The 22,234-nt window shown below is 39.6% G+C and carries 17 protein-coding genes; all 17 read left to right on the forward strand.

Annotation, left to right across the window (positions count from 1 at the left end):
• The first annotated feature begins 7 nt into the window (after positions 1 to 7).
• The 17 genes from BMW30_RS00925 (at position 8) to BMW30_RS01005 (ending at position 22,226) form a co-directional block, all read left to right on the forward strand.
• Positions 8 to 1,132 (forward strand): 1-deoxy-D-xylulose-5-phosphate reductoisomerase, encoded by a 1,125-nt coding sequence (locus tag BMW30_RS00925; protein ID WP_091472962.1) that lies wholly within the window; start codon positions 8 to 10, stop codon positions 1,130 to 1,132.
• A 15-nt stretch (positions 1,133 to 1,147) separates the two neighbouring features.
• Positions 1,148 to 2,440, forward strand: coding sequence for an RIP metalloprotease RseP (gene rseP / locus BMW30_RS00930; RefSeq protein ID WP_091472966.1), 1,293 nt, complete (start codon positions 1,148 to 1,150; stop codon positions 2,438 to 2,440).
• 20 nt (positions 2,441 to 2,460) lie between these two features.
• On the forward strand, positions 2,461 to 4,146 hold the full coding sequence (locus BMW30_RS00935) for a proline--tRNA ligase (RefSeq protein ID WP_091472968.1): 1,686 nt from the start codon (positions 2,461 to 2,463) through the stop codon (positions 4,144 to 4,146).
• Between the two features lie 45 nt (positions 4,147 to 4,191).
• Entirely contained in the window at positions 4,192 to 8,490 is a 4,299-nt protein-coding gene (locus tag BMW30_RS00940) for a PolC-type DNA polymerase III (protein WP_091472970.1), read from the forward strand.
• A gap of 136 nt (positions 8,491 to 8,626) precedes the next feature.
• Positions 8,627 to 9,094, forward strand: coding sequence for a ribosome maturation factor RimP (rimP, locus tag BMW30_RS00945; RefSeq protein WP_091472972.1), 468 nt, complete (start codon positions 8,627 to 8,629; stop codon positions 9,092 to 9,094).
• 16 nt (positions 9,095 to 9,110) lie between these two features.
• Complete coding sequence (gene nusA / locus BMW30_RS00950; RefSeq protein WP_377910787.1) at positions 9,111 to 10,154, forward strand: transcription termination factor NusA; 1,044 nt, start codon at positions 9,111 to 9,113, stop codon at positions 10,152 to 10,154.
• Between the two features lie 17 nt (positions 10,155 to 10,171).
• Positions 10,172 to 10,456 (forward strand): RNase P modulator RnpM, encoded by a 285-nt coding sequence (rnpM, locus tag BMW30_RS00955; RefSeq protein ID WP_091472976.1) that lies wholly within the window; start codon positions 10,172 to 10,174, stop codon positions 10,454 to 10,456.
• Positions 10,453 to 10,758: a L7Ae/L30e/S12e/Gadd45 family ribosomal protein gene (locus BMW30_RS00960; RefSeq protein WP_091472979.1), complete on the forward strand. Its 306-nt coding sequence runs from the start codon at positions 10,453 to 10,455 to the stop codon at positions 10,756 to 10,758. Before rnpM ends, BMW30_RS00960 begins: the two co-directional genes overlap by 4 nt.
• A gap of 4 nt (positions 10,759 to 10,762) precedes the next feature.
• The gene (gene infB / locus BMW30_RS00965; protein WP_091472982.1) at positions 10,763 to 12,811 is read left to right on the forward strand and encodes a translation initiation factor IF-2; all 2,049 of its coding nucleotides are present in this window, start codon (positions 10,763 to 10,765) and stop codon (positions 12,809 to 12,811) included.
• A gap of 5 nt (positions 12,812 to 12,816) precedes the next feature.
• On the forward strand, positions 12,817 to 13,155 hold the full coding sequence (rbfA, locus tag BMW30_RS00970) for a 30S ribosome-binding factor RbfA (RefSeq protein WP_091472985.1): 339 nt from the start codon (positions 12,817 to 12,819) through the stop codon (positions 13,153 to 13,155).
• A gap of 101 nt (positions 13,156 to 13,256) precedes the next feature.
• Positions 13,257 to 14,141 (forward strand): tRNA pseudouridine(55) synthase TruB, encoded by an 885-nt coding sequence (gene truB / locus BMW30_RS00975; protein ID WP_091472987.1) that lies wholly within the window; start codon positions 13,257 to 13,259, stop codon positions 14,139 to 14,141.
• 11 nt (positions 14,142 to 14,152) lie between these two features.
• Positions 14,153 to 15,094, forward strand: a complete 942-nt coding sequence (locus BMW30_RS00980) for a bifunctional riboflavin kinase/FAD synthetase (protein WP_091472990.1) — start codon at positions 14,153 to 14,155, stop codon at positions 15,092 to 15,094.
• Between the two features lie 121 nt (positions 15,095 to 15,215).
• A complete protein-coding gene (gene rpsO / locus BMW30_RS00985; protein WP_091472993.1) occupies positions 15,216 to 15,485 on the forward strand; it encodes a 30S ribosomal protein S15 in 270 nt (89 codons plus the stop codon).
• Between the two features lie 145 nt (positions 15,486 to 15,630).
• On the forward strand, positions 15,631 to 17,742 hold the full coding sequence (pnp, locus tag BMW30_RS00990; protein ID WP_091472995.1) for a polyribonucleotide nucleotidyltransferase: 2,112 nt from the start codon (positions 15,631 to 15,633) through the stop codon (positions 17,740 to 17,742).
• Between the two features lie 2 nt (positions 17,743 to 17,744).
• Complete coding sequence (locus tag BMW30_RS00995; RefSeq protein ID WP_091472999.1) at positions 17,745 to 18,008, forward strand: hypothetical protein; 264 nt, start codon at positions 17,745 to 17,747, stop codon at positions 18,006 to 18,008.
• Between the two features lie 10 nt (positions 18,009 to 18,018).
• Entirely contained in the window at positions 18,019 to 19,695 is a 1,677-nt protein-coding gene (locus BMW30_RS01000) for a ribonuclease J (protein WP_091473001.1), read from the forward strand.
• A 47-nt stretch (positions 19,696 to 19,742) separates the two neighbouring features.
• Positions 19,743 to 22,226 (forward strand): DNA translocase FtsK, encoded by a 2,484-nt coding sequence (locus BMW30_RS01005; protein WP_245705603.1) that lies wholly within the window; start codon positions 19,743 to 19,745, stop codon positions 22,224 to 22,226.
• Positions 22,227 to 22,234 lie beyond the last annotated feature (8 nt).

The raw sequence follows: 22,234 nt of genomic DNA on the forward strand, positions 1-22,234 counted from the left end.
TTTTTAAGTGAAAAAAATATCAATTATCGGTGTAACAGGATCAATCGGATTACAGACGATTGACGTTGTCGAAAAAAATAAATCACAATTTAAAGTCATCTCGATTGCTGCAGGTGAAAACGTCGATGTATTGCGTGGGATTTTATCGCGTATTGATGTGCACCGAGTTTGTATGAAAGATGAAACGCATATTGCGACATTAAAACTTGAGTATCCAAAAATTGAATTTTCATATGGTATGAATGGTTTGCTTGAGATTGCACACGACGAATCAGACATGTTAGTTACAGCGATATTAGGAAGTATTGGCATACGTCCAACGGTAGCTGCAATCAAACAGAAAAAAGAGATCGCACTTGCGAATAAAGAAACGCTCGTTGCAGCGGGTGCAATCGTTATGGATGCGGCAAAAGAAGCAGGTGTTCAAATTTTGCCCGTAGACTCTGAGCACTCCGCTATTTTTCAGTGCTTAAAAGGTGAAGATAAAAAAGCAATCAAACGCTTGATGATTACTGCAAGCGGTGGTTCATTTAGAGATTTAGAACGTCATGAGTTAGACAAAGTAACGCTGAAAGATGCGCTTAATCATCCGAACTGGTCGATGGGTAAGAAAATCACAATCGATTCAGCGACGATGTTAAATAAGGGACTCGAGGTCATAGAAGCAAAGTGGCTGTTTGATTTAGAAGTGGATCAAATTTCTACGATTCTTCATCATGAAAGCATCGTGCATTCAATGGTCGAATTTGTTGATAATAGTATCATTGCTCAACTGGGAAACTCAGATATGCGTCACCCAATCCAATTTGCACTCACTTATCCAGATCGCCTGCCGATGGATAATCCATTAGACTGGACTCAACTCACCCAGCTGAATTTTAAAGAAATGGATTTAAATAGATTTAAAATGTTGCAGTATGCATACGATGCAATTAAAATCGGAGGTACGATGCCTGCGGTTCTCAATGCAGCAAACGAACTTGCAGTCAATGAATTTTTACAAGAAAAGATTTCATTTTTAGAGATAGAACAGATTGTAGAAAATGCGATGAATCACCATCAAGTCATACAAAATCCTGACATTGATACGATCTTGCATGTGGATGAAGTTTATAAGAATAATAGATTTTAATGAGGTGGAAGTAACATGCTGTTAGGATTTTTAGCCTTTTTAGCGGTCTTTGGACTGCTCGTAACCGTACATGAACTTGGTCACTTAATATTTGCCAAACGCGCGGGCATCATGTGTCCTGAATTTGCAATTGGTATGGGTCCAAAAATATTTTCTTTCAAACATAACGATACGCTCTATACGATACGTCTTCTGCCTGTCGGTGGTTACGTCAGAATGGCAAGTCAAGATATGGAAATCAATCCATTGAATGCAGGCATGCGTATACAAGTAAAATTGAATGAGAACGAAGAGATTACACACGTATTGCTTGACGATAAACACAATTTTACACAAGTTGAAGAAGTCGAAATCGATAGTTCAGACATTCAACGTGAGATGTATATTACTGCCCATCGATTACATGATAACAGCTTCGTAAAATATCATATCGCCGAAGAAGCATATTTTGTAGAAAATGCGAATTTAGAACGTATTGCGCCCGCAGATATGCGTTTTGAAGGTAAATCGCCATGGCAAAAATTCCAGGCACTTTTTGCTGGACCGCTGTTTAATTTCCTACTTGCATTCGTCTTGTTCACGATTGTATTTTTCTTAACAGGTAAAAATGTCGATGAACCGGTCGTTGGATCTCTGTCTGAAGGACTGCCTGCTGAAGAGTCTGGATTAATTGTTGATGACCGAATCAATTCAATCAATGGTCGTTCGATTGAGACATGGACGGATATGACCGAAGTCATACAAGATGAAGGTGCAGTGCCACTAGAACTAGAAGTAGAACGTGCACATAGCGGTGAGGTTGAAACGTTAACGATGACACCGGAACTGATTACCGAAGAGCTCGCTGGTGAACAAGTCGATCGACTCGTCATTGGTATCGGTGCGAAATTTGAACGCGGTGTGTTTGAACCAATACTTTGGGGTGCCCAAGAAACCGTAGAAATGTCGACGCTCATTTTCACATTAGTGGTTGAACTATTTATCAGTATTTTTGAAGGTGAATTTAGTTTTGATATGTTAAATGGTCCGGTTGGTATTGCTGTAGTTACAAATGAAATGGCACAGCAAGGTTTTATCGTGTTGATGCGATTTACTGCAATGTTGAGTGTGAACTTAGGTATAATGAACTTATTGCCGATACCGGCACTTGATGGTGGGCGCATACTGTTTGTGCTTTATGAAGCTATATTTAGAAGGCCTGTAAACCGTCGTGTTGAAATTAACATTCAAGTATTCGGTGTGTTGTTTGTGCTGATGATTATGATTTTAGTGACATGGAACGATATTCAAAACTTTTTCTTTAGCTAGAGATATGGAGGAGACAAATCATGAGACAGACCAATTTATTTATTCCAACGCGTCGAGAAACACCAAGTGATGCTGTAAGTATTAGCCATCAGATCATGTTAAGGGCCGGCTTGATTTCTCAAGTTGCTGCGGGTATTTATAACTACTTACCGTTAGCACGTCGTTCATTATTAAAAATAGAAAACATCGTTAGAACTGAAATGAACAACATCGGTTCAGCAGAAGTCATGATGCCGGTTCTTTCTCCGAAAGAATTATGGGAGCAAAGTGGCAGGTGGCAGGCATACGGTGATGAGCTGATGCGTTTTACCGATCGTCACGACAACGGGTTTGCACTCGGACCAACGCATGAAGAAGTTGTCGTAGATATGTTGAAGGGTGAACTTAAAAGTTATAAGAAACTTCCGCTGACGATTTACCAAATTCAAACGAAGTTTAGAGATGAACGTCGACCACGCTTCGGATTGCTAAGAGGTCGAGAATTCATTATGAAAGATGCGTATTCATTTCATATTGATGATGCATCTTTAGATAAAACATATAACGATATGAAATCTGCATACATGAAAATTTTAGATGGCCTTAATTTAGATTACCGTGCGGTTGAAGCAGATTCTGGTTCGATCGGTGGGAAAGACAGTGAAGAATTTATGGTCCTATCAGATATCGGTGAAGACATCGTCGTTTACACAGAAGAGAGTGACTACTCTGCGAACATCGAAAAAGCAGCTTGTTTACCTGTTGATCAAGATCGTGCAGCACACAAGCCACTCGAAAAGGTAGAGACACCAAACGTTGCATCTTGTGAATCACTTGCAGAATTTTTAAGTATCGATCTTAAACAGACGACGAAGACGATGATTGCGGATGTCGATGGTGAATTTAAAATGTTCATTATTCGTGGTGATCAGGAACTAAACGATACAAAAATAAAATCATACTTTGATGCAAGCATCGTTGAACTTGCTGAGAAAGAAAGCGTTGCTGAGTTGATGGGAGCTAAACCGGGTTCACTTGGTCCGGTCGATACGAAACTTGAAGTGTATGTTGACTATCAGGTGGCTGGTATGTCGAACTATCCTGTCGGTGCCAACATCGATGATTATCATTTTCTCAATGTCAATGAAGGTCGTGATTTTACTGCAGCAGGTATCGGCGACTTTAGATTCATCAATGAAGGTGAAATGGTTGAAGATGGCAGTGGTAAAGCGAAGTTCATGAAAGGGATTGAACTCGGACATATTTTCAAGCTTGGTACATTGTACTCAGAGTCTATGGACTTTACAGTACTTGATGAAAACGGGCGCAGTCAGTTTGTGAAGATGGGTTGTTATGGCTTCGGTGTATCTCGTGCACTTAGTGCGGTTATTGAAGCACATCATGATGACGATGGCATCATCTGGCCGAAATCCGTTGCACCATTCGATATACATTTAGTCACAGCGAGCATGAAAGACGAAGGAATGGTCGATGCCTCTGAATCACTTTACGAGACACTCAGTAAATCATATGAAGTGTTGTATGACGATCGAGATGAGCGGGCAGGTGTTAAATTTAAAGATTCAGATTTAATCGGTATGCCAGTTCGTGTAGTCGTTGGTCGTGGTATTGCTGATGGAAATGTCGAAGTGAAATTTAGAAATCAAACAGACAAGGTTGAAGTACCTTTAACAGAATTAACGCAATATTTAGCTGAGAATTTATAATGACACGAGCGCACCTCGTGTCTTTTTAGTAAGGTGGGTATATCAATGGATAAGGAACAATCATATGAAACGTTATTAAAACAAATTGATTTACTAGATGACAATGAGTTATCGAATGGTCAATTTGAAAAGGTCGTCGTAAACGATAAAAAGCGTGTGTGGCATTTTTATCTGAAGTTTCCTGGCCTGTTAAACGTCAATACATATGAACGATTATATAGTCATCTTTCTCGAGGGTTTGAAAACATTGCACAAGTTGAACTCGTTATCTATGTGGAAACGTTAGAGCAGGAGAAAGTACTTGAATATGTTGCGCACTGCATAGAGCAAACATCGATCACTGTTCATTTGAAAGAACAGATGTTGCAAGCATTCAAAGAAGTTCAACATAACACACTTGTCATACATGTGTCAGATGAAATTCAAGGGAATTATTTTAGAAAATCGTTAAATGGTGAATTGATTCGTGCGTTAGGCAAATACGGTGTGCATTTAGATACCGTCGATTATGTTGTGGACACGAATAAATCCATTGCACAAGATGACGAAGTGAAACAAAACATATTGGCAGAAGCTGAACAAATTCGCGTTGCTCATTTAGAACAGCTTGAGAAAGCAAGCAAGGAACCAAAAGCTGAAGTTGTAGAAAAGCAACTTGGTAAATTTATTGATTTTGATGGCGTGCGACCTCTCAACAACGTTGTTGATGAAGAGTACAACGTTAAAATTGAAGGTTTGATTTTTAGCAAGAAAGTTATTGTCACGAAAACGAAAAAACATATTTTAAATATAAACATTACAGATTATACAGATTCCATTACATGTAAAGCATTTTCAAGAAATGGTAAGAATGATGAGGCAGTCTTTGAAAGTTTGTCTGAAGGAGACTGGGCTATTGTTGAAGGAAATGTTGAGTATGACACGTTCAGTAATGAGATAGTGTTAAACATTCGTAATCTGCGTGTTGTGAACCGTCAGAAAAAGACGGATAAGAGTGAAGTGAAACGTGTTGAGCTACATGCGCACACACAGATGAGCGCGATGGATGCAATTCCGAGTGCTGAAGAGTTAATCAATCGTGCCCGAGATTTTGGTCATACGGCCGTTGCAATCACCGACCACAACAATCTTCAGTCATTTCCTCAAGCATTTAATGCGCTGGACCGGGATAAGGTGAAGGACGGCACTGAAATTAAAGTGTTATATGGCATGGAAGGGTTACTTGTTAACGATGGTGCATCGATCACATATAATCCGAAAGATAAACCACTCGCTGATGAGACGTTTGTTGTATTTGACGTGGAGACGACAGGACTTTCATCTAAATATGACAAGATTATTGAATTGGCAGCGACAAAAGTCGTTAATGGAGAAATTATCGATGAATTCAGTACGTTCGTTAATCCACATCAAAAGTTATCACAAACAATTATTGATTTAACGAAAATTGAGGATAAGGATTTAGTCGATGCTGAGGATATCGACCCAGTAATCCGTCGGTTTAAAGATTGGGTTGGTGATGCGACATTCGTCGCGCATAATGCCAGCTTTGACATGGGGTTTATTCAGGCGGCATATCGTGGGTCGGATTTAGGTGAGTATAAAAATAGCGTCATCGATACGTTAGAGTTATCTCGAACTATCAATACGGATAGTAAAAAACATGGCTTAAACAACTTGGCTAAAAAGTATAATGTAGAACTCGAGCAGCATCATAGAGCAATCTATGATACGCGTGCAACATCATATATATTCATCAAGATGTTAAGACAGTTAAAAGAGCTCGGTATAGAAAACATTGCTGATATCGATGGTGATTTGTCGAATGACGATGCATATAAACGCGCGATGCCTACACATGTAAACCTGCTTGTGAAAAATCAGACGGGCCTAAAGAATTTATTCAAACTCGTGTCGTTATCATTGACGGATCATTTTTATCGTTCGCCACGTATTCGCAAAAAGATGCTGACGAAGTATAGGGAAGGGCTGCTCATTGGATCGTCATGTGACAATGGTGAACTCTTTACTGCTGCGATGCAAGGCACATACAGTGAGGCAAAAGAGATTGCTAAATTTTATGATTATATCGAAGTGTTCCCTAAAGATTTGTACATGAGATTGTTAGACCGTGAAATCATCCACGATGAATCGATGCTTGAAGATATAATTAATAACTTGATTAAAATTGGTGATGAATTAAATATTCCTGTCGTTGCGACCGGTAACGTCCACTACTTAGATAAGTGGGATAAAACGAGTCGTGAAATTTTAGTGAAGAGTAACCCAGGTAATCCACTCAGTCGCGGACGTTTACCGGATGCACACTTCCGCACGACAGATGAAATGCTAGAGAGTTTCGCATTTCTCGGTAAAGAACGTGCATATGAGATCGTTGTGGAAAACACAAATAAGATTGCGGATTCCATAGACTATATCGAAGTGATTAAAAACGGGTTATATCCACCGAAAATGGATGGTGCAGACGAGGAAGTTCGAGAACTTTGCTATATGAACGCCCACAAGCTATATGGACCGAATTTACCAGAGGAAGTCGTCGAGCGATTAGAGTTTGAGTTAAATAACATCATCTCAAACAACTTTTCAGTCATTTACTTAATCTCACAGAAACTTGTTCAAAAATCACTCGATGATGGTTATTTAGTTGGTTCACGTGGATCTGTCGGATCCAGTTTCGTTGCGACGATGTTGAATATTACAGAAGTGAATCCATTGCCGCCACATTACATCTGCTCAGAATGTCATCATGTAGAATTCTTTACTGATGGCTCTGTGTCTTCTGGATATGATTTAAAAGATTCGACGTGTGAGTCGTGTGGCATCGCATTGATTAAAGAAGGACAAGATATTCCATTTGAAACATTCCTTGGATTTAAAGGAGATAAAGTACCGGATATCGACTTGAACTTCAGTGGAGATTATCAAGCACTCGCACACCATTATACGAAAGAGTTATTCGGTGAAGAAAAAGTATATCGTGCGGGTACAATCGGTACGATTGCTGAAAAGACTGCGTTTGGTTATGTCAAAGGCTATATGAATGATCATGGATTACAAAAGCGCAATGCTGAAGTCGAGCGACTCGTGCTTGGTTGTTCTGGCGTGAAGCGAACGACTGGGCAGCACCCAGGTGGAATTATCGTCGTTCCTGAAGATTATGATATATATGATTTCACACCGGTCCAGTATCCTGCAGATGACATTGAAGCAGAGTGGAAGACGACGCATTTTGATTTCCATTCGATTGATGAGAACTTATTAAAACTCGATATACTTGGGCATGATGACCCGACGATGATTCGGATGTTACAAGATCTCTCGGGAATTGATCCGAAGACAATTCCTGTAGACGACAAAGATACGATGGCGTTGTTTAGTTCACCGAAAAGTCTCGGCGTCACTGCGGATGACATACTTTGTAAAACAGGAACACTCGGCGTTCCAGAATTTGGGACGAGCTTCGTCAGACAGATGTTAGAAGATACCCGTCCGAGTACATTTAGTGAACTCGTACAGATTTCAGGATTATCTCACGGTACGGATGTATGGTTAAACAACGCACAGGAGCTCGTGCGGAAAGGTATCGTTGAATTAAAAGACGTCATCGGTTGTCGTGACGATATTATGGTGCAGCTAATGTACGATGGGCTCGAACCAATTGAAGCGTTTAAAATTATGGAACGCGTGCGTAAAGGGCGTCAGTTGTTGCCCGAGCAAGAAGTATTGATGCGACAAAATAATGTGCCGGAATGGTACATTGATTCGTGTAATAAAATCAAGTATATGTTCCCGAAAGCACACGCTGCAGCTTATGTATTGATGGCGGTGCGTATCGCATACTTTAAAGTGCATTACCCATTGTTTTATTATGCGAGTTATTTTACGATCAGAGCTTCAGACTTTGATTTGCTGACGATGGTGCGAGACAAAGACGATATAAAAGCAGTCGTGCAAGATATGATTACGCGTGATCGCATGAACGACTTGTCGAAAAAAGAGAAAGATACACTGATTGTTTTAGAACTTGTCAATGAAATGGCACAGCGTGGCTATAAAATCCAGCCTGTGCATTTAGAAAAATCTAAAGCATTTGAATTCGTCATTGAAGATGATTCACTTATCCCACCGTTTATCTCTGTGCCTGGACTTGGTGCTTCGGTCGCCAAACGAATCGTTGAAGCACGCGATGATGAAATGTTTTTATCGAAAGAAGATATGCAAAAACGCGGTGGTGTGTCTCAAAAGATTATCGATTATTTAACGGAACTGAGAACACTCGATGGTCTACCTGATAAAGCACAGCTTTCGTTATTTGATTTATAAACATGAAAATGTGATAGAATCAACGATAAATTGCATAAAATAAGTATTTATGCTATTATATTAATGTTGAATAGCAAATTGTGTAGAGAAGAACGGGGGAATCCCGTTCTTCTCTTAGTTTTAGAGAGGTGATTTTTTGAATCAAATTGAACAAAACATTGCAGACCACGTCAAACCAGAGTTTGAAACGCTTGGTTATCTACTTGTCGATGTTGAATATAAAAAAGAAGGGAAAGATTTCTTTTTAAGACTATTCATTGACAAAAACGGTGGTGTGACAATTGAGGATTGTGTACGCGCAAGCGAAGCGATTAGTGAGAAGCTTGATGAGTGGGATTTAATTTCTGGTGCATATTTCTTAGATGTATCATCTCCTGGTGCTGAGAGACCAATCAAAACTGAAGAAGATTTACAGACAACATTGAACAATGGCATTTATGTCAAAACGTATCAACAAATCGGTAGCGAAAAAGAGTGGACAGGTGTGCTTACTGGCTATGATGAAGATACTGTAACGATTGAATACAAAGATAAAGCACGTAAAAAAACAATAACGATTGATAGAGATAAAATCGCAACTATCAGAAAAGCTGTTTTATTATAACGGAGGAATGGTTAAATTGAATCAAGAACTAATCAATGCGATTGATTTTATTCAGAAAGAAAAGAATATACCCAGAGAAGTACTCATTGAGGCTGTTGAAGCAGCACTCTTAACTGCATACAAAAAAAATTACACACAGCACAAAAATGTAACGGTTGAACTGAACACAGAAACGGGTGGTTACCGCGTTGTTTCACGTAAAGATGTTGTGGAAGAAGTGACGGATACGACGGCAGAAATCGACCTAGAAACGGCGAGAGAATTAAATCCAGCATATGAAGTCGGCGATCCATATGATGAAGATGTGACGCCGAAAGACTTTAACCGTGTTGGTGCTCAAGCTGCCAAACAAGCTGTGATGCAACGGTTAAGAGATGCTGAACGCGGTATTCTCTATGATGAGTTTATCGATAAGGAAGATGAGTTATTGAATGGAGTAGTCGATCGTGTGGATCACCGCTTTGTCTTCGTTCAACTCGGCAAAACAGATGCAGTATTAAGTGAACAAGAACAGATGCCGAATGAAAAATACACACCAGGTGACAAAATTAAAGTCTATGTAAACAAAGTTGAGCAGACAACAAAAGGACCGCAGATCTTTGTATCTCGTACACACCCGAATTTGTTAAAGCGTCTGTTTGAACGTGAAGTGCCTGAAATTTATGATGGTACTGTAGAAATTATGAGTGTTGCTCGCGAAGCAGGAGAACGTTCAAAAATAAGTGTCTACGCGGAAAATCCAGATGTCGACGCTGTCGGCTCATGTGTTGGTGCGCGTGGTGCGCGTGTTGAAGCGATTGTAAATGAACTGTCTGGTGAAAAAATTGATATTGTGCTATGGAATGAAGACCCAGAAATTTTTGTTAAAAATGCACTGAGTCCTTCTCAAGTAGTCAGTGTTGAAGTAGATGAAGAAAACAAATCTACAGTCGTCACTGTACCGAGCCATCAGCTATCGCTTGCAATCGGTAAACGTGGTCAAAATGCTAGATTAGCAGCAAAGCTAACTGGATGGAAAATTGATATTAAAAGTGAAAGTAGCGACTTGACAGAAGAATAGTATTTGGGAGTGATAACATGAAGAAGAAAATCCCGATGAGAAAATGTATATTGACGAATCAAATGTATCCAAAAAAAGATTTGATTCGGATCGTTGTCAATAAAGAGAATGAAGTATTTGCTGATGCAACTGGCAAGGTCAATGGACGTGGCAGTTATGTGGTCAAAAACCTAGATGCTGTTCAAGATGCACGCAATAAAAAGAAACTCGAATCCATGCTCGATTTTAGTACAGAACACCTGGATCCAGTATACGATGAGATCATACGTCTTATATATAGAGAGGATATTCCAAAGCGATGAAAGAAGTCATGTCTCTATTAGGACTTAGTAAGCGTGCTGGGAAACTCGTTCCAGGAGAGGCTCAGGCATTGGAAGCAGTAAGAAATAACAAGGCAAAATTAATCTTTGTTGCGCTTGACGCTGGTGTAAATACGAGCAAGCGCATGCACGATAAAGCAAAATATTATAACGTACCACTTGTCGACATTTTTTCAAAAGATGAGTTGAGTATTGCAACAGGAGATTGCAACCGCATTGTTTGTGCGGTGACAGATAAGGGTTTTAGCAAAAAAATGTTAGAACTTATCGAGAAAGGACAGTGATTCAATGACTAAAATTAGAATCTACGAATATGCAAAAGAAAATGATTTACAAAGTAAACAGGTGATTGATTTTCTAAACGAAATTGGTGTTGAAGCTGGTAGTCATATGAAATCATTAAGTGATGATGAAGTTGAATTACTGGATGCAGAATTTAAATTAGAAACAGATGATGTCGATCAGTATGGCGACGACTACGAAGATGCACCTAAGAAACAAAAATCTAAAAAGAACACACAGAAAAAAGAACGTGCGAAAGCAACCGAACAAAAACCTGTTGAACAGCCGACGACGACTGAAGATGGAGAAAAAATTCTCTATTACACAGCAGATACTACGGTAGGTGAACTTGCTCAAAAATTAGGTGTTGATGCATCTAAAATCATTAAAGATTTATTCATGGTTGGTGTCGTAACAAATATTAACCAAACGCTGGAAGAAGAATCAATTGAACTGATAGCGAGTGAACATGGATTTGTTGCACGTGAAGAGATCATTGTTGATGATATGGACTTAGATTCATTCTTCTTATTTGAAGAGGGAACTTTAACAGAACCAAGACCATCAATCGTAACGATCATGGGACACGTTGACCATGGTAAGACAACGTTGCTCGATTCTATCCGTAATACAAAAGTAACAGTGGGTGAAGCTGGTGGGATTACACAACATATTGGTGCCTATCAAATTGAAAACGATGGTAAGCCGATTACATTTTTAGATACACCAGGACACGCGGCATTTACGACGATGCGTGCACGCGGAGCACTTGTCACAGATATTACAGTACTTGTCGTTGCTGCAGATGATGGTGTCATGCCGCAAACAATTGAAGCGATTAACCATGCAAAAGCAGCAGAAGTTCCAATCATTGTTGCGGTAAACAAGATGGATAAGCCAACAGCGAATCCGGATCGTGTCATGACAGAGCTTGGTGAACATGGTCTTTATCCTGAAGATTGGGGTGGAGATACGATATTTGTTCAACTGTCAGCATTGTCTGGTGACGGGATTGATGATTTACTTGAAATGATCGGGCTTGTCAGTGAGATGGAAGAGTTTAAAACGGACTCTAAGCGTCCCGCAATCGGTACGGTCATTGAGGCTGAACTCGATAAGTCTCGTGGACCTGCAGCATCGCTGATCGTCCAACATGGTACTCTGCGTGTTGGTGATTCAATCGTAGTTGGTAATACGTATGGTAAAGTGCGTGCAATGGTCAATGACCTCGGAGAACGTATTAAAGAGGCACCACCTTCGTTGCCTGTAGAAATTACAGGTCTAAATGATGTACCACTTGCTGGTGACCGATTTGTTGTCTTTACAGACGACAGAAAAGCGCGTTCAATCGGTGAGGCACGCAGTAAAGAACAAGTGTTGAGGGACCGTGAAAAAACGTCTAAAGTAAGTTTAGAAAACTTATTTGATCACTTAAAGGAAGGCGAAACGAAAGACTTAAATGTCATCGTGAAAGGTGATGTTCAAGGTACGGTTGAAGCGCTCAGTGCATCGCTCATGAAGATTGATATCGAAGGTGTAAACGTTCGTATCATCCATACAGGTGTTGGGGCAATTAATGAATCAGATGTTACACTTGCAACAGCATCTTCTGCAATAATTATCGGTTTCAATGTTAGACCAGATGTCAATGCGAAACGTGCAGCGGATCGCGAAGATATCGATATGCGTTTACACAGCGTTATCTATAAAGTGATTGAAGAGATTGAGCAGGCGATGACTGGACTTCTTGATCCAGAGTATGAAGAGCAAGTCATCGGTAACGTAGAAGTACGTCAAACATTCAAAGTATCTAAAGTTGGGACAATCGCTGGTTCATACGTCACAGATGGTAAGATTACGAGAGATTCTGGCGTGCGTGTCATTCGCGATGGTGTTGTCATCTATGAAGGTGAACTCGATCAGTTGAAGCGCTTTAAGGATGATGCAAAAGAAGTCACAGCAGGATATGAATGTGGTATTACAATTAAAAACTTTAATGACGTAAAAGAAGGCGACATCTTCGAACCGTTCATTATGGTTGAGATTGAGAGGTAATATATATGAGTAACAATAGACGAGAAAGAGTTGCAGAAGAAATTAAAAAGATTGTCAGCGAAGCAGTACGTACAGAAATCAATGATCCAAAATTAGGTATGATGACTGTGACTGATGTTGAAATGACACAAGAGCTTGAGGTTGCAACGATTTACTTCACAACATTGAATGAAAACAAAGAAGATGCTGAAGAAGTATTAAATAAAGCGAAAGGTTTAATTCGCAGTGAAGTTGCAAAAGAAATTCGTTTAAGAAAAGCTCCAGAAATTGTTTTTAAACACGATAATTCAATTGAGTATGGCAGTCGCATTGAATCATTACTCAATGAAATTCGTGACAAATAAGCGTACACAACGCATTTTAATAGGCACGGTGTTCAATCAGTCAATTATCAACGACACTGATGCACCGTGCCTCAAATTTTACATAAAGTGGGGACATACAGATGAACGGCGTGCTGCTCATTAATAAGCCTAAAGGTATGACAAGTCATGATGTAATATATAAAGTGAGAAGAAGACTCGGGACAAAACGTGTTGGACATACGGGCACGCTTGATCCAGATGTTACTGGGCTGCTCGTCGTCGTTGTTGGCCAAGCAACAAAGCTCACTGAAATCTTACAACAGCGAGAGAAAGGGTATGAGGCGAGAGTGACATTAGGCGTTTCGACAGAAACAGAAGATGCGAGTGGTACAGTAACAAGCACTTCAACTGTTGACCATGTAACAGTAGAGGCAATTGATCAAGTCGTTCAATCCTTCGATGGTCCATACGAACAAATGGTGCCGCTATATTCATCAGTAAAAGTGAACGGTTGGAAACTCTATGAATATGCACGAAATAATTTGCCAGTTGAACGTCCGATTAAGACAGTTCATATCCATTCGATAGAACGCACATCTAAAGTCGAATTGAATGACGAACAGTTATCATTTAATATAGATGTCAGGTGTTCAAAAGGAACATATATACGAACTTTAGCAGTCGATATCGGTAAAAAACTTGGTGTGGATGCACATCTATCATCACTCGTGCGCACGATGAGTTGTGGTTTTCATATTGATGATGCAGTGACATTAGAAGAGATGAGTGCGGATGACATTATCCCGATTGGAACATTCTTAACGGATGATCCGATTGTAGACCTCGCTGAACATGAAGCGCTGCTTTTTAAAGTCAGGAATGGACAGAAAGTCTCATTGCAAGAAGTTCGAGATTTGGTGCCACATGGTGCATCTCGTGTGTTGTTTAAGAATCAAGGTGTGCCAATTGGTATTTATCAATTACAGGATGAAACATATAGAACGTTTAAAATGTTTAATTTGTAGGAGGAGATTACGTGGAAGTCATTAAATTGCATTACCCCAAAGTTGAATTAAGTCAATCACTCGAACCGTGCGCAGTTGCACTTGGTTTTTTTGATGGACTTCACCTTGGGCATCAAAAGGTCATTCAATCGATGATTGATATTGCAGAGAGACAAGGATTGAAAAAAGGTGTTGTGACATTCGATCCGCACCCGTCTGTCGTGCTGGATCCTACAAGAAAACGAACGTCATATATCACACCGATTGAAGTGAAGTTAAAGATGCTCGAAGAAATGGGCGTAGACTATGCATTCGTCATTCAGTTTTCAAGTGGTTTCCGTTCGATTAGCCCAGAGGATTTTGTCGAAGATTATTTGATCGACATTCAAGTGAAATCAGTGGTCACTGGCTTTGATTTTACATACGGTAAGTACGGTGAAGGCAATGTGGATACTTTGAATGAATATAGTGAATTTGACACGACGGTGATTGAACGCATGGATATCGATGGTGAGAAAATTTCAACGACACAAATTCTACAAGATTTAAAAGAGCGTCGTCTGGATGTGGCAAATGTCGCACTCGGTAGACCATTTGAGCTCGAAGGTCTCGTTGTACAAGGGGAGAAGATGGGGCGTACGATCGGTTTCCCGACAGCTAACATTGAGCTTAAGTATCGCTACCAAACACCTGCGAATGGTGTGTATGTCGTGAAATTAAAATTAAATGCACACGATAAAATTCTAAACGGTGTATGTAATGTCGGGATAAAACCGACGATCGAGCGTGAAAAACATACGAAAACCATCGAAGTGCATTTACTCGATTTTGATAAAGACATATACGGTGAAGAAGTCACAGTGTATTTCTTAGAGTATTTAAGAGACGAACAAAAATTTGATGGTTTAGATGCTTTAAAGGCGAAGATTAATGATGATGTCCTGCGTGCACGAGAATTACTTGAAGATCACTAATATTTACCTTGCATCATAGCTAATAATCTAGTATAATACATCAAGTACCCTTTCTTGACATTTTGAGACTCCGACGAATGTTCAGATTCGGGCGTATATTATTTTAAAGGAGGAAATAACTATGGCTATTTCACAAGAGCGTAAAAATGAAATCATCGCAGAATATCGTATTCACGAAACGGATACGGGATCTCCTGAAGTTCAGATTGCTGTTTTATCTGCAGAGATCAATGCGTTAAACGAACATTTACGTACGCACAAAAAAGACCACCATTCAAGAAGAGGATTATTGAAAATGGTTGGTCGTCGTAAGCACCTTCAAACGTACTTACGTGAAAAAGACATTCAAAGATACCGTGAATTAATCGGTAAGCTTGGATTAAGAAGATAATTATTAGGATGATAAATCGGCACTGTGTTTCTCTTAAAAGACACAGTGCTTTTTTGCGTTCATTGACACATCGCATTCAATATATATTTAGTCATTAAAAAATGATATAATTGCATAGAGTAGATACTAAGGAGAGAATATAATTATGAGTGGTACTTTAAAAAAAGTATTTGAAACGAAATGGGGCAATCACAAGCTGGTTGTCGAGTATGGTGAACTCGCGAAACAAGCGAATGGTGCGGTGTTAATCCGCTATGGCGACACAGTTGTTTTATCGACTGCTACAGCATCCAAAAAACCAAAAGATGTGGACTTTTTCCCATTGATGGTTGCTTATGAAGAAAAATTATATGCTGCTGGTAAAATTCCAGGAGGCTTTAACAAGAGAGAAGGGCGACCTAGCGAAGTTGCAACGTTGACATCACGCTTAATCGACAGACCGATTCGTCCACTATTTCCAGACGGATACCGCCATGACGTACAAGTGATTTCAACTGTACTATCAGTCGATAATGAAGCATCACCAGAGATGGCAGCAATGCTCGGCAGTTCACTTGCTTTAAGTGTAAGTGATATCCCATTCGAAGGACCTATTGCAGGTGTGAATATCGGTCTCACTCATGATGGCGAATTTTTGATCAATCCTTCAGCAGAAGCACTGCAGAATTCTTTACTTGATTTACAAGTTGCCGGAACGAAAGATGCAGTAAACATGGTTGAAGCGGGTGCAAAAGAAGTACCTGAAGACAAAATGCTCGAGGCAATTTTATTTGCGCATGAAAATATTAAAGAGATGGTTCAGTTCCAAGAAGATATTTTAAGTCAAATTGATGTGGTAAAAAATGAATTTGTCCCTGAGGAATCAGACGAATCATTAAACCAACTGATCTCTGAACGCGCGTTACAGTTTGGATTATACGAAGCGATTAAGAATCCAGATAAGTTAGAACGTGAAGCAGCAATCACAGCAGCAAAAGATGAAATTTTAAGTGTTTATGATGCAGATGATGCTGAAGTTGAAGATGAGTTAAAGCGTGCAGATAATATCGTTGACAAGCTAATTAAACAGGAAGTACGTCGTTTAATTACTGAAGAGAAAGTGCGTCCTGACGGCCGTCACCCAAGCGAAATTCGTCCGCTAAACTCACAGGTTGGTATACTACCGCGCACACACGGTTCTGGTTTATTTACACGTGGTCAAACACAAGTGCTATCTGTTGCAACATTGGGTGCACTTGGAGAACATCAAATTATCGATGGCCTTGGTGAAGAAGCAGAGAAACATTACATGCATCACTACAACTTCCCGAATTACTCAGTCGGTGAAACTGGCCCGTTGCGTGGACCTGGACGCCGTGAAATCGGTCATGGTGCACTCGGAGAACGTGCTTTATTCCAAGTGTTACCTGATATTAAAGATTTCCCTTACACAATTCGAGTCGTCAGTGAAGTGTTAGAATCTAACGGATCAAGTTCTCAGGCATCAATCTGTGGTTCAACACTTGCATTAATGGATGCTGGTGTACCAATCAAAAACCCAGTATCAGGTATTGCGATGGGTCTTGTACAACTTGGTGACGACTATACGATTCTTTCAGATATCCAAGGTATGGAAGATGCGCTCGGTGACATGGACTTTAAAGTAGCTGGTACTAAAAATGGTATTACAGCAATTCAAATGGATATTAAAATCGATGGACTTTCTGAAGATATTTTAAAAGAAGCATTGGAACAAGCACGTGTAGGACGTCAAGAGATTTTAGAAAACATGCTTGCGACACTTGAAGCACCAAGAGAAGAATTATCACCATACGCACCTAAAGTTGAAATCATGAACATCGATCCGAATAAGATTCGTGACGTCATTGGACCAGGTGGTAAGAAGATTAATGAAATCATCGATGCAACCGGTGTTAAATTAGACATCGAGCAAGATGGTACGGTCTTCATTGGTTCGAGTGATCAAGCGATGATCAATCAAGCGCGTAAGATGATTGAGGATATCGTACGTGTTGCAGAAGTTGGTGAAGTGTATATGGCAACGGTTAAACGTATCGAAAAATTCGGTGCATTCGTTGAACTCTTCCCAGGTAAAGATGCACTCGTCCACATTTCACAGCTTGCTAAAGAGCGTGTGAACAAAGTTGAAGATGTGGTTAAACTCGATGATCAGATGCTCGTAAAAGTAACGGAAATAGATAGACAAGGACGCGTCAATGCATCGCGCAAAGTGATGTTAGAAGAAAAAGGAGAATAGCAATGATTTTTACCAATGTACAATTAAATGATAAGGATTTTGATGTCGATGGACAATATCGCGTGACAGAGGACAAAGAGATTAAAGTATCGTTCAACTCACTCAGATTCGGGAATGCGCTGAAACAATATCATGAGACGAGAAAAGTTATCGGTGCACTCGTTTTTAAACACGAGGATGAAGAGAAAAACAAGTTTGAACAGTTGATATTGGATAATTTAACGATAGACAATAATGGTTATCGAGCAACATTTATAGAACAGTAGGTGAGTCGAAGTGAAATCAACTCGAAAGAAAGATGTCGATTTAAAAATTATACCGCTTGGCGGTGTAGGAGAAATCGCAAAAAACATGTATGTCATCAGTGTTGATAATGAAATGTTTATCTTTGATGCAGGACTGATGTTCCCCGAAGATGAAATGTTAGGTATAGATGTCGTCATTCCTGACATTACGTATATTAAAGAAAACAAAGATAAGTTAAAAGGAATCTTTTTGTCACATGGTCATGAGGATTCAATCGGCGCACTGCCGTATATCATTCAAGATATAGATGTGCCAATTTATGCGTCACGCTTAACGATTGCTCTCGTTAAAGATCGTTTTAAAGCACGCGGTGTGAACAAAAAAGTGAAGTTCCATACGATTGATAACAAGTCGATGCTTAAGTTTGATCAAGTCAGCATGGAATTCTTTGAAGTAAGCCATAGTATTGCAGATGCTTATGGAGCAGCAATCCACACACCGATGGGAACAGTCATTTACACCGGTGAGTTTAAAGTGGACCAAAGCTTGACTGGTGACTACGGCTACAATATGGCGAAGATGTATGATATCGCTGAAAAAAATGATATTTTAGTATTGATTAGTGATTCGACTGAAGCAGAGAAACGTGGCTATAATACGCCTGAGAATGTTGTTGAAAGTCATCTACTTGATGAGTTTTCAAAAACCAACGGTCGAATTATCGTGTCATGTTATGCATCAAACTTCGTAAGAATTCAGCAAGTGTTAACGAATGCTGCGAAAACGAAACGTAAAGTTTCATTCTTAGGTAAGACGCTTGAGTCGTCATTCAGCGTTGCTCGAAACTTAGGTTATTTTGATATTCCTGAAGGATTGCTCGTACCGAGTCAGTCGATTGGCGACTATCCAAAAAATGAAATCGTCATTATTGCAACGGGTTCTCAAGGTGAACCGATTGAAGCACTTAGTAAAATGAGCCGTGGCAAACATGATGTGACAAACATCATCGAGGGTGACCGTGTATTCGTCTTAACGACAGCATCATCGAATATGGAAGTCATTTTATATTCGACTTTAAACGAGCTTGTTAAAGCGGGTGCATCGATCATGTTACCGAAAGATGGTATGCACGCATCAGGTCATGGCTTAAGTGAAGAATTAAAGATGATTTTAAATATCTTTAAACCAGAATATTTTATTCCAGTACAAGGTGAGTTTAAAATGCAAATTGCGCATGCCAAACTCGCTGCTGAAACTGGCGTACTTCCCGAAAACATTTTCTTACTCGAAAAAGGGGATGTCGTGTCATCCGACAAAGGCATACTTTTATCGAACGATAAAGTAACTGCAGGCAATGTGTTAATCGATGGCAGTGGTGTTGGTGACGTCGGAAACATTGTGTTAAGGGATCGTCGCTTACTCAGTGATAATGGTATATTTATTGCTGTCGTATCGATTGATAAGAAAAACAAAAAAATTGTCGCAGGTCCTGAAATTCAATCACGTGGATTTGTCTACGTAAAAGAAAGCGAAGAATTGTTGAAGGAAGCAGAAGGTCGGATTCTTGAAATCGTAGAGAATCATTTGACGACTGGTAAGCTGGAATGGAACGATTTAAAACAAGAAATCAGAGATGATCTGAATAGATTTTTGTATGACAATACGAAACGAAATCCAATGATTATTCCAATCATTTCGGAAATTTAAATATGAGACTGTGAAAACAGTCTCATTCATCATATTGAGGTGTTTTTTTGTCTAAGAGAAAAAGTGCAACTAAAAAACAACAAGATAATCAAACAATACTCTCTATCATTGCCTTTGTGGTCATTGTTTTAATTATGGTGACCATTTTTCAATTGGGCGCTTTTGGTCAAGTCATCGACGGATTGTTTGCTTATCTTTTTGGTAGTACACGTTATTTAAGCTACTTATTAATCGTTATATTTTTTACTGTGTTAGCTTCTCGTAATAAGTTTGTTGTGTCACAACGCGCTGTTGGGTTTATTTTGTTACAAATCAGTCTAATATTTATTTTTCATTCTATTTTATACGTAACAAATCAAGCAGCCGTTGAGAACTTTTACACGTTTGATGACACAATCAACTATATTCAAACATACGGGATTGGACACTTCTTCGGCGGTGGCATCATCGGTCAATTCCTCTTTGAATTTTCCGCAACGGTTGTGTCGCTACTTGGTACTATTCTTCTCGGACTCATTTTCTTATATTTCAGTATATTGCTTATTTTTAAAGTGAATGTCGGTGAGGCATTGAGAACACATGGTTCATGGGCAATGCATGCTGTGAAGACCGTTTCAGTGTTTATTTGGGATATGTTAACACGTTTGTTTGAGACAGTTAAAGGCTGGATTGATTCTCTGATGGAAAAACGTGCAGAAAGCCAAGAAGAGAAGAAAGTCTCTCAAGATCATATTGTTGAAACTGACGAGAAAGAACCGACTAAAAAAGTAGAGAAACGTAAGCGTAAAAAACGTACATTTAATACAGAGCCTGAAAAAGAGGAACCATCATTTGCTATTCAGACGGGCGTAACAGATGTGCGTGATATTGAAATTGAATCACCACAAGAAGATGATGAAGTTATAGAAGATAGTAAAGATGAACCTATTGACTTTTCAAGCAAAGAAGATTCTACTAAATCTGCTTCTAATAACGTAGCATCTGACGATGTCATTGACGGTGAATCTCAAGATAAGCGGGAAATTGAATATGAATCAGAAGAGATACCAGATATGGTAACAGAAGAAACTGATTCTGAATCTGAAAAATTCGATAAGTTTCCGATGTATTCAGCTGAAGAAATGCGTCAGTTAAAACGCTACAAATTGCCAAGTATTACATTGCTTGAAGATGCTGTTGCGACTGAAAAAGTCAGCAATGATGAAGTGCTTGCTCAAGGTAAACTACTTGAAGAAACATTAGAGAACTTCGGCGTTAATGCGAAGGTGAATAAAATTAGAATCGGTCCTGCAGTGACTCAGTTTGAAATACAGCCGGATATCGGAGTAAAGGTAAGTAAAATTATTAACTTACAAAATGATATCGCTTTGAACTTGGCAGCGAAAGACATTCGTATTGAAGCACCTATTCCAGGTAAATCTGCTGTCGGAATTGAAGTGCCAAATTCTGTGATCAGTATGGTGACCTTGCGAGAAGTGCTGAAGAAACGAACGAGTTCCAACCCGCTTGAAGTAGCACTCGGTAAAGATATTTCCGGAACGCCAATCATGGCGGAACTCAACAAGATGCCACACTTACTTGTTGCGGGTTCAACAGGTAGTGGTAAATCCGTATGTATTAACGGCATTATCATCAGCATATTAATGAATGCTAAACCACACGAAGTGAAATTGATGATGGTCGATCCGAAAATGGTTGAGCTCAATGTTTATAACGGTATTCCGCATTTGCTTGCACCGGTGGTAACGAACCCACAAAAAGCAAGTGACGCATTAAATAAAATTGTATCTGAGATGGAGCGTCGCTATGATTTATTCTCACATACAAACACACGTAATATTGAAGCATATAATCAGTATTTAGAACGTGAGACAGACGGTCATAAAGCGGTTCAAAAACTGCCTTATATCGTAGTCATTATCGATGAGTTAGCCGACCTGATGATGGTCGCTTCTAAAGACGTCGAGGCCTCGATCACACGTATTGCACAGATGGCTCGTGCTGCTGGTATACATTTAATCATCGCAACACAGCGTCCGTCCGTTGACGTAATTACAGGAATCATTAAAGCGAATATACCGTCTCGAATCGCCTTTAGTGTGAGTTCACAAACAGACTCACGTACGATTATCGATGGTCAAGGTGCTGAGAAATTACTCGGCCGTGGTGATATGTTGTTCTTACCGTCCGGTCGAAGCAAACCGATTCGTGTACAAGGCGCATTTTTAAGCGATAATGAAGTGAATGATGTTGTGGAATCAATTACATCACAAATGAAAGCCAACTATGAAAAATCCATTATGAATCAACCGACAGAAACAAAAGAAGTAGAATCTGAGGATGAACTTTATCCGGATGCGAAATGGTTTGTCATAGAAGAACAGCGTGCGAGTGCTTCGTTGTTACAACGTCAATTTAGAATTGGTTACAACCGAGCAGCACGTCTTGTCGATGACTTAGAAGCAAATGGTGTGATCGGACCGAGCAGTGGCAGTAAGCCACGTGCTGTACTCATTCAAGAAAACGATTAAGGGGAAAT

The organism is Aliicoccus persicus (genome assembly GCF_900110815.1).
Taxonomy (GTDB): Bacteria; Bacillota; Bacilli; order Staphylococcales; family Salinicoccaceae; genus Aliicoccus; species Aliicoccus persicus.

Bases quoted from the DNA above. Each gene is read 5' to 3' on its own strand.
- rseP (WP_091472966.1), top strand. From the start codon at position 1,148: ATGCTGTTAGGATTTTTAGCCTTTTTAGCGGTCTTTGGACTGCTCGTA.
- BMW30_RS00935 (WP_091472968.1), top strand. From the start codon at position 2,461: ATGAGACAGACCAATTTATTTATTCCAACGCGTCGAGAAACACCAAGT.
- BMW30_RS00940 (WP_091472970.1), top strand. From the start codon at position 4,192: ATGGATAAGGAACAATCATATGAAACGTTATTAAAACAAATTGATTTA.
- rnpM (WP_091472976.1), top strand. From the start codon at position 10,172: ATGAAGAAGAAAATCCCGATGAGAAAATGTATATTGACGAATCAAATG.
- BMW30_RS00960 (WP_091472979.1), top strand. From the start codon at position 10,453: ATGAAAGAAGTCATGTCTCTATTAGGACTTAGTAAGCGTGCTGGGAAA.
- infB (WP_091472982.1), top strand. From the start codon at position 10,763: ATGACTAAAATTAGAATCTACGAATATGCAAAAGAAAATGATTTACAA.
- rbfA (WP_091472985.1), top strand. From the start codon at position 12,817: ATGAGTAACAATAGACGAGAAAGAGTTGCAGAAGAAATTAAAAAGATT.
- truB (WP_091472987.1), top strand. From the start codon at position 13,257: ATGAACGGCGTGCTGCTCATTAATAAGCCTAAAGGTATGACAAGTCAT.
- rpsO (WP_091472993.1), top strand. From the start codon at position 15,216: ATGGCTATTTCACAAGAGCGTAAAAATGAAATCATCGCAGAATATCGT.
- pnp (WP_091472995.1), top strand. From the start codon at position 15,631: ATGAGTGGTACTTTAAAAAAAGTATTTGAAACGAAATGGGGCAATCAC.
- BMW30_RS00995 (WP_091472999.1), top strand. From the start codon at position 17,745: ATGATTTTTACCAATGTACAATTAAATGATAAGGATTTTGATGTCGAT.